Annotated in this window: 11 protein-coding genes; 6 read left to right on the plus strand and 5 right to left on the minus strand. The window is 60.5% G+C overall.

The genetic code is table 11. The features are described from left to right. Positions 1-76 precede the first annotated feature (76 nt). The gene (locus tag MOP44_RS07555) at positions 77-2,266 is read left to right on the plus strand and encodes an amylo-alpha-1,6-glucosidase (RefSeq protein ID WP_260795389.1); all 2,190 of its coding nucleotides are present in this window, start codon (positions 77-79) and stop codon (positions 2,264-2,266) included. Here MOP44_RS07555 and thpR read toward each other — a convergent pair. From thpR to MOP44_RS07570, 3 genes are all read right to left on the minus strand, one after another. Then, positions 2,250-2,795 carry an RNA 2',3'-cyclic phosphodiesterase gene (thpR, locus tag MOP44_RS07560; protein WP_260795390.1) on the minus strand — a complete coding sequence of 182 codons (546 nt, stop codon included), beginning with the start codon at positions 2,793-2,795 and terminating at the stop codon, positions 2,250-2,252. The genes MOP44_RS07555 and thpR overlap by 17 nt on opposite strands. Positions 2,796-2,799: 4 nt before the next feature. Continuing rightward, positions 2,800-3,270, minus strand: a complete 471-nt coding sequence (locus MOP44_RS07565) for an NUDIX domain-containing protein (RefSeq protein ID WP_260795392.1) — start codon at positions 3,268-3,270, stop codon at positions 2,800-2,802. Between the two features lie 192 nt (positions 3,271-3,462). Beyond that, a complete protein-coding gene (locus tag MOP44_RS07570; protein ID WP_260795393.1) occupies positions 3,463-3,984 on the minus strand; it encodes a hypothetical protein in 522 nt (173 codons plus the stop codon). Between the two features lie 236 nt (positions 3,985-4,220). Here MOP44_RS07570 and MOP44_RS07575 point away from each other — a divergent pair, with 236 nt between their 5' ends. Beyond that, positions 4,221-4,493: a hypothetical protein gene (locus MOP44_RS07575; RefSeq protein WP_260795394.1), complete on the plus strand. Its 273-nt coding sequence runs from the start codon at positions 4,221-4,223 to the stop codon at positions 4,491-4,493. Positions 4,494-4,660: 167 nt separating this feature from the next. On the opposite strand, the gene MOP44_RS07580 is transcribed toward MOP44_RS07575, so the two are convergent. Further along, complete coding sequence (locus MOP44_RS07580) at positions 4,661-6,757, minus strand: beta-N-acetylhexosaminidase (protein ID WP_260795395.1); 2,097 nt, start codon at positions 6,755-6,757, stop codon at positions 4,661-4,663. Between the two features lie 779 nt (positions 6,758-7,536). Here MOP44_RS07580 and MOP44_RS07585 point away from each other — a divergent pair. Then, positions 7,537-10,881 (plus strand): TonB-dependent receptor, encoded by a 3,345-nt coding sequence (locus tag MOP44_RS07585; RefSeq protein ID WP_260795396.1) that lies wholly within the window; start codon positions 7,537-7,539, stop codon positions 10,879-10,881. Between the two features lie 219 nt (positions 10,882-11,100). On the opposite strand, the gene MOP44_RS07590 is transcribed toward MOP44_RS07585, so the two are convergent. Then, positions 11,101-11,649, minus strand: coding sequence for a hypothetical protein (locus tag MOP44_RS07590; protein WP_260795397.1), 549 nt, complete (start codon positions 11,647-11,649; stop codon positions 11,101-11,103). Positions 11,650-11,979: 330 nt separating this feature from the next. Between MOP44_RS07590 and MOP44_RS07595 the strand changes: the two genes are divergently transcribed. The 3 genes from MOP44_RS07595 to MOP44_RS07605 all read left to right on the plus strand — a co-directional run bounded on the left by MOP44_RS07595 (position 11,980) and on the right by MOP44_RS07605 (position 14,764). Next, a complete protein-coding gene (locus MOP44_RS07595) occupies positions 11,980-13,197 on the plus strand; it encodes a beta-galactosidase (RefSeq protein ID WP_260795398.1) in 1,218 nt (405 codons plus the stop codon). After that, entirely contained in the window at positions 13,134-13,508 is a 375-nt protein-coding gene (locus MOP44_RS07600) for a DUF5597 domain-containing protein (RefSeq protein WP_260795399.1), read from the plus strand. Before MOP44_RS07595 ends, MOP44_RS07600 begins: the two co-directional genes overlap by 64 nt. A 296-nt stretch (positions 13,509-13,804) precedes the next feature. After that, positions 13,805-14,764: an IS110 family RNA-guided transposase gene (locus MOP44_RS07605; RefSeq protein WP_260794022.1), complete on the plus strand. Its 960-nt coding sequence runs from the start codon at positions 13,805-13,807 to the stop codon at positions 14,762-14,764. Positions 14,765-15,326 lie beyond the last annotated feature (562 nt).

Raw genomic sequence — 15,326 nt, forward strand, 5'->3', positions numbered from 1 at the left:
TTCGTGATGTCCCGGGCTTACGCTGAAAGTGAGCTAAAGCACCGGCGCACCCAGCTCAAATTGGGGAGCAAAGTTCATGCCATTGCTGAAGAATCCAGCTAGCAAGGATGTAATTGAAGTAGGGCAGCAGTTCTATATCAGCGCCAACTCTTCGCTGGCGGACGACCGCACGCGCGTGCTGCTGCATGGAGACACCTTCGCGGTGTTCGATCGCAGCGGAGATATTCAGCCTGTGGGCACCGGCCAGCAGGGCATCTTCCACCTGGAGATGCGGCACCTGTCGCGCCTGGAGCTGAAGCTTTGCGGGGTTCGTCCCCTGCTGCTCAGCTCCACGATTCGCGAGGACAACCTGCTGTTCGCGGTGGACCTGACGAATCCAGACCTTCAACTTGCTTCCGGCAAGAATTTGGCACGCGGCACGCTGCACATTTACAGGACCAAGTTTCTATCCGATGGCGTGTGCCACGATCGGCTGACGGTTCACAACTATAACGAGGAGTCGATCGAAGTGGAGCTGACGCTCGAGGTCGATGCGGACTTCGCCGACATTTTTGAGATTCGCGGCGAGAAGCGCAAGCACCGCGGGCAGATGCTGGGCGAGGAGTACGAACGCGGTTCTATTTCGCTCTCGTACGAAGGGCTCGATCGGATCCGGCGCACGACGCGGGTGGAATGCAACGCCCCGGAGTGCAAGGCGGAGGAAAGCGGAATCAGGATTCCGCTGCACCTGGAGGCGCAGGGCGAAACCGTGCTGACTATCCGCGCGGAGTGCCTGCGGGAAGACCTTGATGTTGCGGTGCAACCGTACGACCAGGCGCTGCAGGGGCTGGTGCAGGAACGCGCGGCTGGACCCCTGGCCGACGTGGGCGTGAACACGTCCAACGAGCGCTTCAATTCGTGGTTGCGGCGGTCGCAGTCGGATTTGGCGATGATGATTACGCGCACGCCGTATGGGCCTTATCCGTATGCGGGCGTGCCGTGGTACAGCACGATTTTCGGGCGCGATGGGATCATTACGGCGCTGGAGCTGTTGTGGCTGGCGCCGGAGGTCGCGCGCGGCGTGTTGTCGTATCTTGCGGCGACGCAGGCGACAAGCTTCGATCCGGAGCGCGACGCGGAGCCGGGCAAGATTCTGCACGAACTGCGCAAGGGTGAAATGGCGGAGCTGCGAGAGGTGCCGTTCGGGCGCTACTACGGAACCGTGGATGGCACACCGTTGTTTCTGGTGCTGGCCGCGGCGTACTACGAGCGAACCGCGGATGAGGAATTTCTGCGCAGCATCTGGGCCAACGTGCTGGCGGCGCTGGAGTGGGTCGACCGCTATGGCGATCGCGACGGCGACGGCTTTGTGGAGTACGCGCGCCAGAACGATAACGGGCTGGTGCAACAGGGCTGGAAGGATTCGAACGACTCGGTGTTTCACAGTGACGGCAAGCTAGCCGTGGGACCGATTGCGCTGTGTGAAGTGCAGTCGTATGTGTATGCAGCGAGGCTGGGCATTGCCGGTGTGGCTCGCGATTTGGGGCAGGCGCAGCTCGCGGAGACGCTGGAGAAGCAGGCGGCGGAGCTGCGGACGAAGTTCCAGCAGACGTTCTGGTCGCATGAGCTGCAGCTATTCGTGCTGGCGCTGGATGGAGAGAAGAATCCATGCAAGGTGCGCAGTTCGAATGCAGGACACTGCTTGTTTTCGGGCATTGCCAGTGATGCGCAGCAGAGGGCGTTGCGCGGTGCGATGCTGGAGCCGGCGTTCTACTCGGGCTGGGGCATTCGCACGATTGTGACGGGCGAGAAGCGGTTCAATCCGATGTCGTATCACAACGGATCGATGTGGCCTCACGATAACGCGGTGATTGCGTGGGGCGCACTGAAGTCGCCGGACAAGGAGCTCGCGCTCGGAGTGCTCTCGGGACTATTCGACCTTTCCGATAAGGTGAATCTGCACAGGCTGCCGGAACTGATCTGCGGGTTCGCGCGGCGGCCGGGTAAGGGGCCGACGCTGTATCCAGTAGCGTGCAGCCCGCAGGCGTGGGCGGCGGGCGCCGTCTTCATGGTGTTGCAGGCATGCCTGGGATTGGAGATTCGCGCGAAAGAGCAGAAGCTGTTTCTACATCACTCGAGGCTGCCAGAGTCGCTGAAGCAGGTGCGGATTGAGAATCTGCGGGTGGGCAATGCGTGCGTGGATTTGTCGTTCGAGCGCTATGAGGAGACCGTCGGCGTGAACATCGTGCGGCGCAGTGGGCACCTGGAGATTATTGCGTTGCGGTAGGCTCGAAGCGGGCGCGTACTTCATAGCGCGAGCCTTGCGAATTCGGGAAGCTTTCGTAGAGCAGGAACTCGTTCGCGGTGAAAGCGGCGAATTGTGGTGTGGGGCCGACACGGGGCTTGAGGACGCGTATGCCGTTTTCGCGGCCGCGGTTGCGGGCGAGGGTGATGTGCGGGCGATAGGGCCGGTCTTCCGGTGTGAAGCCGCATTGGCTGGTGGCAGCGACGACATTCTTCTGCAGTGCGATGAGTTCGGGCGAGAGGTGTACGCCGGCGAAGAAGACGCCGGAGCGCTCGAAGAAGCCCAGGCCTTCGAGGTTGACGGGCACCGGGGCAGAGTGAAGCGATCGCAGATGCGAGACTACGCAATCGTACTGACCGGGAGTGGTGGTGCCGAGGAACTGAAGCGTGATGTGCCAGGCTTCGGGGGCGGACCAGCGCAGGCCGTCGTTGAGGCGGGCGAGGCCGTCACGGACTGCGGCGAGTTGGGCCATGACTTCCGGCGCCATGGGGATTCCGATGAAGAGGCGCATGGGGTTAGTCCGGCTCCTGGCTCAGCTTCTCGATAAGGCGATCGAGGAAGGCGACCTGGGCCGTGAAGATCTTTTCGCGCGCCTCGGTGATGGAGTACCAGGCGCCGCGGTCGACTTCGGGAACGTCGATCAGGCGGCGGGAGCGGGGGGGCCACTCGACCTGGCAGGTGTTGCTGACGAGCTGGGCGGGGTCGCAGTCGCCTTCGACTGCCCAGGCGGCGACGATTTTGCCGGAACGCTGGGTGACTGCGCCGAGGTCGAGGAACTCGCCGTCGGGTTTGAATCCAGTCTCTTCTTCGAACTCGCGGCGGGCTGCGGCTAGCGGCTCTTCGTCAGGTTCGTATTCGCCTTTGGGGATGGTCCAGGAGCCCAGGTCTTTCTTGGTCCAGAAGGGGCCGCCGGGATGGGCGAGGAAGACCTCGAGATCGCCGTTACGGCGGCGGAAGAGGAGTAGGCCTGCGCTGCGTCTCGGCAAGATGAAGCCCTCGGATTGATCTTAATTGGAAGGCAGCGGAGCTAGCGGAGTTAGCGGTGCTGGCGGAGCTAGGGGATTTTGGGCAGGGATATCCTGTGTGGCTCGTTTGCGTGGGGTGGCTCGACAGAGGGATGGTGGGTCAGGGGGCTCCTTTTGGCTAGTTAGCGGGTCAGCCGGTTAGCTACTCAGCGGCTAGCTGGCGGTGGGGAGGGCGAAGCCGGACTTGGTGAGGGGAGAGGGGGTGGGGGGTGCCTTCCTCCAGGGAGCCAGGGGGGCTTCAGGGATGGTTTTGCCAGAGAGGATCTGCTCGAGCATGGCCTGGACGTGGGCTTTCTCCTTGTCGTTTGCCACCTGCGGTGGGGCCACTGCGCCTTCGGCGCCATTCGTGCCTAGGGGGGTAGGGGTGCCTGCCGGCTGGGTTTGGTGGGGTTTCGATTGTTGTTGAGCGGTGCGGCGGGAGCCTACGGCGACCTGGGTGGCGTAGAGGAGTTTGGCAGCTTCGGCGGTGGTGAAGATTTCGAGCACCAGGCCGTGGGTGACGCAGGCCAGGAAGGCGTCAATGGTGGCAGGGGTGAGGAAGGGCATGGCGCGACGGTAGGCGCGGTTGACCCGCCGAAGGGATTCAGGACTGTGGTCGTTGCGTGCGTCGTCTTCGGCGCAGGCTTTGTTGTAGGCGTCGAGGCAGCGCTGTACGGCTTGTTCCGGAGTGGTCATGATTTGTTCCTTCTGTGTTTTGTCGGTTGAGGTTTCTCACCGGGCGGTGAGGTTGGTGCGGCAGTGGGAATCCCTCCCCGGTCCCCAAAAGCTAGGGACCGGGGGCACCCGGCACCCGGCTGGGTGGGGTTCGTGGTTTCCCACCCTGTCGCCAGGAAAAGGCGACAGGATAGGGCACGGTAGTTCCTTCCCGCCCAAGCAGAGCTTGGACGGGGCATCCGGTCCCATGGCCCGGATTGGGTTTTGGGCAAAAGAAAAGCCCGCCGGTTTTGGCGCCGGCGGGCGGTGTTTTTCTGGTTAATTTAAGTGTGACATATCTCGAAGGTAAATCGGCAATTATTTTCGATTTGTATGTAGCTGATAATTCGGCTACTTACAAACTATTTTTCGAAAAGGGGCTTGACAAGCCACCTGCGGTGGGGCCACTGCGGCTTCGCCGCCATTCTCGGCTGGCCACCTGCGGTGGGGCCACTGCGGCTTCGCCGCCATTCTCGGTTGCGGTGGGGTGATCCCCCCGCATGCCTCGCGACAGAAAGAAGTCGCTTGGGGGCCTGTGCCGAAAGACGGTGACCGGCAGAGTCCCCTTCGGGAATGACAGAAAGAAAGCAAAGGCAGAAGCCAACAAAAAGCCTCTCGGGACCGGAGAGGGCTCGAGAGGCGCAGCAGGACCGACGAACTAACGAGTGGCTGCAGCTTTCACCAGCTTCTCGAGGTCGGGTAGGAATACATATTTGACGAGCGCGGAGGGCTTTTGGACGTCAGCGAGGAGGGACGTTTGCTGGTCGGCCCATCCGGCGGGTGGGGCGGTGTGGTTTTCGAGGTAGGCGAGCGACTCGAGGCCAGCGCGGGCGAGCTGGCCGAGCTGGTGGGCGCGGTCGGCGGCGTCGTTGAGGCGCGATGAGCGCTGGCAGAGGGCCTGGAGGGATGGGCTTGCTTCCTGCCAGGACTCGAAACGGTGGCGTAGGCGCATGGCAGCGAGCGCCGCTTCAGGCGAGTGAGGAGTGCTGAGCAGGGTGTTGACGTCGCGGGCGATCTGCTGGCGGGCGGGCGGATCGGCTACGACGGAGTCGACGAGGCGGTTGAGGGACTGGAAGGCGTCGGTGTGCTGGGTGTCTTCGCGGTCGCCGAAGCTGACCGGCTCAAGGACGGAGGCGAAGGTGTCTAGCGCTTCGGGATCGGTGGAGCCGGCGAGGCTGCGGCGAAGCGTTTTGGGTCCGATGATGTGCCGGATGCCGACTTCTTCAAGCTCGAGGGAAACGGCGCGCATGCGGCGGTACATGTCGGGAACGTCGCGGTCGGACTGCGGGGACCAGAAGCGTTCGGCGATAGCGAGGGAGCGTGGCCAGATACGGGAGTCGATGGTTGAGGGGTTGATCTGCTCGGCCCACATGCAGATTTCGCCGCCGAGGATGAGCTTCTGCTGATCGGGGGTGAGCTTGGTGTCGGACGGGACGACGTCGGCGAGGAACATCTGTTCGGCCGTGTCCTGGTGGTCGAGGTAATAAGGCGTGGAGAGCATGCCGGTGTAGCCTTGGACGGCAGCGGCGGAGAGGGATTCGAGGCCGCGCCAGCTCTGGATCATGATGTCCTTGGGGAGGCCGGGGGTGAGGATCTCGTCCCAGCCGACCATCTTTTTGTGGTGCTTGGCGAGGATGGGCAGAAGGCGCTGGTTGAAGTAGGTCTGCAGCTCAGCGGTGGTCTTGAAGCCCTTCTTGTCCATGAAGGCCTTGATGCGGGGGTTGGCAAGCCAGGCCTTGCCTTCGGTTTCGTCGCCACCGACGTGGTAGTAGTCGTCGGGGAAGATTTCACCCATTTCGCCGACGAAGGTGTCGATGAACTTGTAGGTCTTTTCGTTGGAGGGATCGAGTTCGGCGCGCGGATCTTCGTACGAGAGGTGCACGGTTTTGATGTCTTCGCCGGAGCCGTATTCGGGATAGGCAAGCACTTCAGAGGTGCTGTGGCCGGGCATGTCGAACTCAGGAATGACGCGGATGCCGCGGGCACGGGCGTAAGCGACGACTTCACGCATCTCGTCCTGGGTGTAGAAGAGGCCGCCGGAAGCGGTTTCAGTGAGCTTGGGGAATTTCTTGCTTTCGGCGCGGAAGCCTTCGTCATCGCTGAGGTGCCAGTGGAAGACGTTGAGCTTGGCGATGGCCATCGCGTCGAGGGTGCGCTCGACTTCATCAACGGGCTCGAAGTGGCGGACGACGTCGACGAGCATGCCGCGCCAGCGGAAGCGCGGGGTGTCGTCGATGGTGACGGCGGGGACCTGGCAGCCGCCGTTCTCCATATTGACGAGCTGGAGGAAGGTCTCGAGGCCGTGCATGGCGCCGAGGTCGTTGGCGGCGGTGAGGGTGGCGCCCTGGGGGGTGACGCTCAGCTTGTAGCTCTCGTCCTCGTCGAGGTTCTGGATGGCCGCGCCGGGGCCGGCGACCTGGAGCGTGAGCAGGTTGGAAGCGCCGGCTGCTGCGTCGTGCTGCATGCGGCGGATGCCGCCGCAACGGTAGTCGAGACGGGCGAGGAAGCGGTCGAGTGCGGCGTCGAGGCGTGGGTCGTGATTGCCGGTGAATCCAGCATGGAAGTGCGCATTAAGGCTCAACGAACCCTGGCCGGTCTGGACGGAGCTGGGCAGAGGCATCAGGCGGAGGGGCTGAGCGGAAGGTGCAGGCGGCTGTGCGTTTGCCGCGGCGGCAAAGGCGAGGAGGGCGAGGCTGGCGATGGTGGGCGCGACAAATGAAGGCCGGATGAGCAGGGATTTTTTCTTCGAATTCAATTCACACCTCGAGCAGCGGATGAGCGGGACTCAGCCACACCATTAAGGGGGTCCAGAGTTTGGCAAGGCAACTGCTCAGCAGATCATACTCTTGGAAAGTGATCAAATTGAAGGGACTTTTTGCTGGAAGGGCTGGCGGGGTGTAGCAGCTTCTCGAACGCGTTTGAAGAAGGTCCCCCCAATTATCGGGAGTCTTCATGGATATCACATTTGTCTTGTGATATATAGGCTTGTTTTGGCGTCTGGAGAGGCCAAAACTTGGTTAGAGAACGGTTCAAGTGTTATCCAAGGCCCAAAGTGGTTAAATCGAGCAAATACGGTGACATAGCTATCGTTTCGCGCCACTTGTATTCGATATTTTGTTCATTTGATCTACAAACGATCATTTTCACCCTTGCCAACTTATGACTTTCGTCCTATTGTTCCAAGACATGAGGCCGCGCGGCCTCAGTCCACGCAGGCGCAGATACGAATAGAGCGCCTGGGGGATGGATGTCAGGAAGAAGGCACGGCCTGGCTGAACACTTCTGGAGTCCCCTGATGCAGCAAGTTTTTTCCTCCCGGGTTCTGCGGCAGGCCTCTGAAGGCTGGATCGAGAACTCACCAGTTCCACAATCCTGGTGAACTTTGAGCGACGTTGGTTCGCTCGTGACCTATCCCTCAAGCGAAAAATTCTCTGAAAGATACAAGACGAGAGGAGAAGTGCGGTGGCAAATAATCAGTTCAAAAAATGCACTGATCATAGATGTAGTGAGGCTCCTGCCCGGTTGAGGCGCTGGGTGGTGATTGCGAGCGTATTGGCGATGGTGCTGGCGCTTGGCGCGCGATGGGGTGCGGCGCAGGAACTCTCCGCGACCCTGAGCGGAACGGTGACGGACGCGACGGGTGCGGTGATTCCGCACGCGACGGTGACGGTGACGGCGAACGGCGTGAACGGGGCGCAGCGCGTTGTGACGGCGGATGACTCGGGCAACTATGTGGTGACCACGCTGCCGGCCGGCACTTATACGGTGAGCGTGGCCTCAAATGGGTTCGCCAAATGGGAAGCCAAGAGCGTTGTGCTGAATGTGGCCGAGAAGCGCGGGCTGAACATCCAGTTGAAGCCGGGCGCAGAGAGCGCGACGGTGACGGTAGAAGCCAACTCGGTGTCGGTGGATACGGAGACTGCGGCGCAGGCCGGCACGATTACCGGCGAGCAGATTGAAGGGCTGGAGCTGGCGGGACGCAACTTCCAGCAGTTGGTGACGCTGCAGCCGGGCGTTGTGAACCAGATGGGCGATGAGACGGGCGCGGGCAACACTGCGATGTCAGTGAACGGCGCTCGCACTACGGCGAACAACTGGACGATTGACGGCGCGGACATCAACGACTCGGGTTCGAACGGCACGGTGATCAATGCGCCGAACGTGGACGCGATTCAGGAATTCACGCTGCAGCGCGGCAACTACGATGCAGGCTACGGGCGTTCGGGAGGCGGGCAGATCCTGGTGGCGACCAAGTCGGGCACCAGCACGTTCCACGGCAACGCCTACGAATTTGTGCGCAACACGGCGCTGGACGCGAATGAGTGGTTCAACAAGCGCGCGCAGGTTGCGAACGGGGAGCCGAATAAGAATCCGGTGAACCACCACAACGTTTACGGATTCACGATCGGCGGACCGGTCTTCATTCCGAAGCTTTACAACACGAACAAGACGAAGACGTTCTTCTTCTATTCAGAAGAGTGGCGGAAGCAGAGCACGCCGGGCGGCGACTCGATGCCGGCGGCAAGCCAGGACATGCTGGCCGGCAAGGTTGCGGGGAAATTTACGGGCGGCGCGCCGGGCTGCACGACGTATGATGCGGCGACGGACACGACGACGATTTCGCCGAGCTGCTACAGCGCGAACTCGAAGGTGTATCTGGATAACGTGTTCAGCAAGTATCCCGCGAACGACGGCGCGAACTACACGTTCGCCTACTCGGCGCAGAACAACTTCCGCGACGACATTGTGCGTGTGGATCACTACTTCAACGAGAAGATCCACTTTTATGCGCGCTATATGAATGACGACATGCCTGTGGACAATCCCGAAGGCCTTTGGGCGGGCAGCAACTATCCGGGGCTTGTGGACACGCTGGTGAACTCGCCGGGCAAGAACGTGGTGGGCAACCTGACGTGGGCGATCAATCCGAAGGTGGTGAACGAGTTCGAGTTTGTGTGGTCGCAGGGCACGTACTTCTCGGCGATCAAGAGCGGGCAGTTTGCTACTTCATCGACGGTGAACAGCGCGCTGACGAACCAGTGGGAGCCTGATCCCTATGGCAAGGTTCCAGCGATCAGCATTACGGGCGTGACGGGCTTCAACGCGGGCTCGGCTCCGTGGAATGAACGGAACCTTGATCGCACGTACTTCGACAACCTGGCGATCAATCTTGGCAAGCACACGGTGCGTTTCGGCTTCCAGATTCAGCAGATGGTGAAGACGGAAAACGCGGTGAACGGCGAGCCGAATTTCAGCTTCAACTCGTGGGGCGACTTCCTGGTGGGCAATGTGGCGTCGTTTACGCAGACGCTGCCTGATATTGTTCCCGACCTGCATTTCACCAACAGCGAGATCTATGCGCAGGACGACTGGAAGGTTACGCCGCGGCTGACGTTGAACCTGGGACTGCGGTGGAGCCGACTGCCTTCCGTCACGGATGTGAAGAACACGCTGTCGAACTTCGATCCGGATCTCTACAGCGCGAAGCTATCGCCGCAGATCAACACCAACTCGGCTTACACCGATCCGAATGCGGGCAACTTTGTTCCGGGGCAGAGCGTGAGCGGGATGGAGCTGCTGCCGGCGACTTACACGAACGGCATCATCTTCCCGAAGGGTGAAGCATGCAGCCACGCGCAGTCGATTGCACCGATGGTGTCGTGCTCGCCGTTCGGCGCTTATGTCAACCCGAACTATAACGCTAACTTTGCGCCGCGGCTTGGTTTCTCGTACAACCTCGACGGCAAAGGGACGACGGTGGTTCGCGGAGGCTTCGGCATCTTCTACGACCGCGTGCTGAACGGCATCTGGGAACAGAACGCCTTTGGCAACCCGCCGCTGGCGCAGCGCACGACGATTGTGAACGGCGCCTTCGACAACATCAAGGGCGGAGCGACGGCAGTGTCGTATGGACCGAATGGAATTACGGCGACGGGCGATCCGACGTTCAAGGTTCCCAACTATGCGAACTACAACCTGAGCGTGCAGCGGCAGCTAATTCCGAGCACGGTTCTGGAAGTGGCGTATGTGGGCAACCAGGCGCGGCACCTGCTGGGCCAGTTTGACAAGAACCAGCCGCGGGTAGCGGATCGATTGGCGGCGGGGCCGACGGTGAGCGTGAATGCGATTCGTCCGTACCTGGGCTACGCGGGGATCAACTCGCGCGCGCCGTTCTTCACCAACAACTACAACTCGCTGCAGGTGAGCTTGAATCACCGTTCGCACGGGCTGCAGGCGGGTGTGGCTTACACCTACTCGAAGGATTTGTCGACGCAGTCGACGGACCGCAGCGAGCAGGCGACCAACTCGTACGACTTCATGATGGACTACGGTCCGTCGACCTACAACACGCCGCACATCTTCACGGCGAACTATGTGTATGACCTGCCTTGGTTCAAGGGCCAGCAGGGCTTCACGGGCCGTGTGCTGGGCGGATGGCAGGTCTCGGGGATCACGCAGTTTGTCTCGGGATCGAACTTCTCGCTGAGCCAGCCGCGCGACCCGTGGGATCCGGATGGTGTGAACGTGGGCATCGGGTTGGGCGCGACGCGTCCGGACCAGATTGCCAAGGTGCACATGCCGAAGAAGGTGGATGCGTGGTTCACGAAGGAGTCGTTTGCGCCGGCGGTTTACCACTTCGGCAGCGAGAGCAAGGGCAGCCTGCTTGGCCCCGGCTACAACAACTGGGATCTGGCGGCAATCAAGAACATCAAGCTCGTGGAGCGGTTGAACTTCCAGCTTCGCGGCGAGTTCTTCAACGCGTTTAACCACGAGAGCTTCTCGTCCGTGGATACGTCAACGGCGGACGGCAGCTTTGGACAGGTGACTGCGGGCCACTCGCCGCGGCGCATTCAGCTGGGTGCGAAGCTGAATTTCTAACTGAGTCTCAGGTGTAGCGGTCTCATGTGGCCTGAGTTCCTGAAGGGCCGGAACGTTTGTTCCGGCCCGATTTTTTTGGGGACGTAGATGTTCAATTTGTGCGGTGTTGGTGGATTAACAATATTCATTCGCTCTTGCGATGCGTTCGTGAAATGGTGGTGCGTTTGCAGGTTTGGACAGAGGCACTTCCGCGTGGGCGGTGAGACATCTAATTGCGACCTAAGGACAGCCAGAAGGCTCATCGGCGTCCAGAAGAACTTGACCTCCAAACTCGCGAACATCTTTGATAACTCGATTGCCGTCTGCAACGAGTACACCGTCCACAGATCGTAACGTGTACCTTCCTTCATGGCCGAAGCTTGAGAAGACGTTGTACTCAACATTGACGAGGCTTCTACCCGATTCCTTTACGCGAGAAGACAGTACCGGCGACTGGAAGGCCGTATAGCAGTAGCTCCTTCCTATCTTGCGATAGAGGACAGTTGGAGCCGGATCGCCATCTAATTCTGCACCGACATCACCCCACGGTGCTTTTCCATTGAAGGCCACACTCATCTCATATTTTCGAACTGAGACCCGAAACCAATTCAATCGAAGAATCGAAATCGCGGCGATAAGAATTAACGATGCCGTGACAGCGAATATGAAAATATTCCTGCGGCGGGGCCGGGTTGATCCGTCTGCATTCATTTGTTGAATATCCTGATAAGAGTAAGCGTTACGGTTGAGCCGCACGAGTCTTGAGCATTCTGGTCGGATGGTCGCCAACTCGGAAGTGATGCTCGCTTGGAGATCGCCAGATGCAACCGCAGATCCCTCCGCTCCGGTCGGGATGACAGCTCTGTGGGGGAGCGAGCCGTTATTTTTAAAAGCGGAGTTCTGCTCTGACGAATGCCTACCTCGAACCCAGTGCGCGGAATGCAACCTGGAAAGGAGTTAAAGATCTGTGCAGCGAGCGGGGAATCGATGATTCTCAAACACGAGTGAAACGGCGTATCCTCGTCACAATCTTTTATGCGAATGCTAACGCACGCCCTTCCCGCGACGTTCCTGCTCTCTGTCCTCACTTTCGCGACCCCGCTTCTTTCTGGAGCGGAAATGCCCCGCGTTGAAAAGACCGCGGCCGGTTCTTATCAGTTACTGGTCGATGGTCATCCATATCTGATCCTCGGTGCGCAGGTCAGAAACTCATCCGGCTGGCCGGGCGAACTCGACCGCGCGTGGCCTCTCTACAAGCAACTTCACGCGAACACTGCCGAGATTCCCGTTTACTGGGAAGTCATCGAGCCACAGCCGGGCCACTTCGACTTCACCTCGGTAGACCGCATCCTCGCAGGTGCGCGCCAGAACAACCTGCACGTAATCCTTCTTTGGTTCGCCACGTGGAAGAACGGCGAAATGGACTACGCCCCGCAATGGGTGAAAGAAGACACCACGCGCTACCCTCGCATGCGCAACCGCGCCGGAGAACAGATCCGCGTTCTTGCCCCCATCGCGGAAGCCACCCGCAATGCCGACGCCAGGGCCTTCGCCGCCCTGATGCACCATCTCAAAGAAGTAGACTCCGATCAGCACACCGTCCTTATGATGCAGGTTGAAAACGAGCCGGGCTCGCTCGAAAGCGATCGCGACTACTCCGCCGAAGCCAACAAGCTCTTTGCCGCGCCGGTCCCAGAAAAGATTACCCAGGCTCTCAAGAAAAAATCCGGCAACTGGACCGAAGCCTTCGGTCCAGAAGAAGCTCCAGAAGCCTTTCAGGCCTACTACATCTCCGCCTACATCAATGCGGTGGCGGCCGCGGGCAAGGTTGAGTATCCGCTTCCGATGTACGTGAACACGTGGCTGCGCGAGCGCAAGAACTTTGAGCGGCCCGGTGAAGCCTACCCTAGCGGCGGAGCCACCTCCAATGTTCTCGACCTGTGGAAAGCCAACACCCCATCGCTCGATGCCATCGCCCCGGATAATTACGTCCTTGACTACTCTGGATATCGCGACATTCTCCACAAGTACGGCCGCCCTGACAACCCGCTCTTCGTTCCCGAAACCATCTTCGGGCCGATGGCCGCTCGCTACTTCTTCTACGCTCTTGAAGCGCACTCGCTCTCCTTCGCTCCGTTCGGCATCGATGCCCAAGTTCCCCCCGAGTACGGGATCAAGCAGGAGGAGCTCTTCTCGGGCCTCGCCGCCGACTTCCATCTCATCGCTGCCGCCGTCTCTGAAATTGCCGAACTTCAGCAGAAGAATGCGATCAAGTGGCCGTCGAAGAAGACCAGATCACCGACCTCCGACTCACTTTCAGTCAGTTTGAATCCGTAGTCACCTTCGGAACTCCCAGACCCAGCTACGGAGGTCTCTTCGGAAGCGGCAACAAGAACAGGACCGGTCGTGCCATGGTGGCCGAACTCGGTCCGGACGAGTTCCTCATCTGCGGCTTCGACGCGCTGATCAACTTCCGTCCCAACCGCGGCTCCGAACTTCGCAAGGCCCAGTTCCTCTCCGCTGAAGAAGGCGAGTTCGTCGACGGCAAGTGGCAGTCCAGGCGCCTCATCAACGGCGATGAGACTTTTTTCGGGATCTCATTCCCCTCCGAAGGCAAGTGGGTCAAAGTGAAGCTGAAAGCCTACTGAAGAGAGAGCCGACTTGAGGAGGCTGCTGGTTTGCGGCCGGGCGGCTTGGTCGCAGGCTTCTCTTGCGCATGAACAAAGAGGGTGGGCTTCGCGCCGCCCCTTGTATCTCTGAATGAGCGGCAGTTTCGGTGAGACTGTTGCAGTGGGGGAGCCGAGGCATCGGCTCCCCCGCGGGCGGGCGGCTCCCGTACGTCCCCAGGTGATCGCTCACCGTCCCGGAGCATAGGGACCGCTGCCCAAGTCACGTACGACCGAACAGTCGCACGATCTCATTCGAACATACAAGGCAGGTTATCGTGACACAGATGGTTTGTGGCGTAGATGTTGCTTCCGAGTCCCTGGAAGTTCGCATTGGCCAGCAGGGTGCGGCAGGGTCTTTCCCCAACACCCCCGAAGGGATTATGGCGCTGGGCGCCTTTTGCCAGGCACATCAGGTTGAAATGGTGGCCATGGAAGCCACCGGCGGGTACGAACAACTGGCGTTTGCGCAGCTATCGGAACAAGGCCTTGCGGTGGCCATCGTGAACCCGCGCGCGGTGCGCCAGTTCGCTCAGAGCATGGGCTCACTGGAGAAGACCGATCGCATCGACGCCGCCATGATCGCCTGGTACGCCGAAGTGAAGAAGCCGCAGCCAGCCTGCCTGACGCCGCCCGGCCAGCAGCAGTTGCGGGCGCTGGTCACGCGTCTTCGCCAGCTGACCGATGTGCGTACGGCGCAACGCAACCAGCAGCGGTTGGTTACCGATCGCGCCGTGCAGGTTTCCTTCGCCAAGTTGCTGGCCTTCGTTGCCCGCCAGATCCGCGATCTGGAGCAGCGCATCGCCAGGCTGATCGAGCAGGACCCGCTGTGGCGGGAACTCAACCAGGCATTTCGCACCATCAAAGGCGTGGCCGACCGCACCGTGGCGCGGTTGATGGCGGAGATGCCGGAGATCGGCCTGCTGTCCAACAAGACCGTCTCCAAACTGGCCGGGCTGGCTCCTTTGGCCAACGACTCGGGAAAGCAGCAGGGCAAACGCGCGGTGCGGGGAGGACGCGCCGCGGTGCGCGACATCCTCTACCTCGTGGCTGGTGTGGCGGGCCGCTTCGAGCCGGACTTCACCGCCTTTCAGCAGCGCCTCCGCGCGGCCGGCAAGCCGCCCAAGGTCGTCCGCATTGCGCTCGCCCACAAGCTGCTGGTGCGGCTCAACGCCAAGGCCCGCGAGGTGCGCTGTCGGCTGGCGCTTCAGACCACTTCCTCCCGGGCTTGCGCCTGAACATGCTAATCTCCCACTCGCCGTAGCCGCTCGGTTGTGGGAAAGCGGGAAACGCGCTCTCTGCGTTTTCCGAGGCGCAGCGCGCCGTCTTTTCCAGCAACCCCTCCATGAACCCTTGACAAATCAGACAGTCGCTCCGGGGCTTCGGAGGTTTGTTAGGACAGCCTACCAATCTGTACAGAACGGGAGCGTTTCCCATGAAGATTTCTGAGAAGGTGGTCATAACCCTACCGATGAAGGCAATTTGGCAAGAGGATGGCTCCCCGATCACCGAACGAGTCGCCGACCTTTCTGCGCAACAAATCACGGAGCATCTGCGCTCTGGCCCGGTGAGATTTGTTGTTGCAGATGTGGGTAGGCCACTCAGATGGATCCCAGCGGGGACTTGTTTCGCGTTTTGGAAGACGGAGGTCAAGCACAACCTGTGCAGCTTCGAACGCCGGATGCCATTGGGCGCTTACCCTGAGTCAAGATGCTTCGTTGCATCGTTGTGGAAGGACATCGCTGAGCCTGCATCCGCTCACCCCATCATCCTGCTAGAGGAGCACCATTGATTTAAGTA

Source organism: Occallatibacter riparius (assembly GCF_025264625.1).
GTDB lineage: Bacteria > Acidobacteriota > Terriglobia > Terriglobales > Acidobacteriaceae > Telmatobacter > Telmatobacter riparius.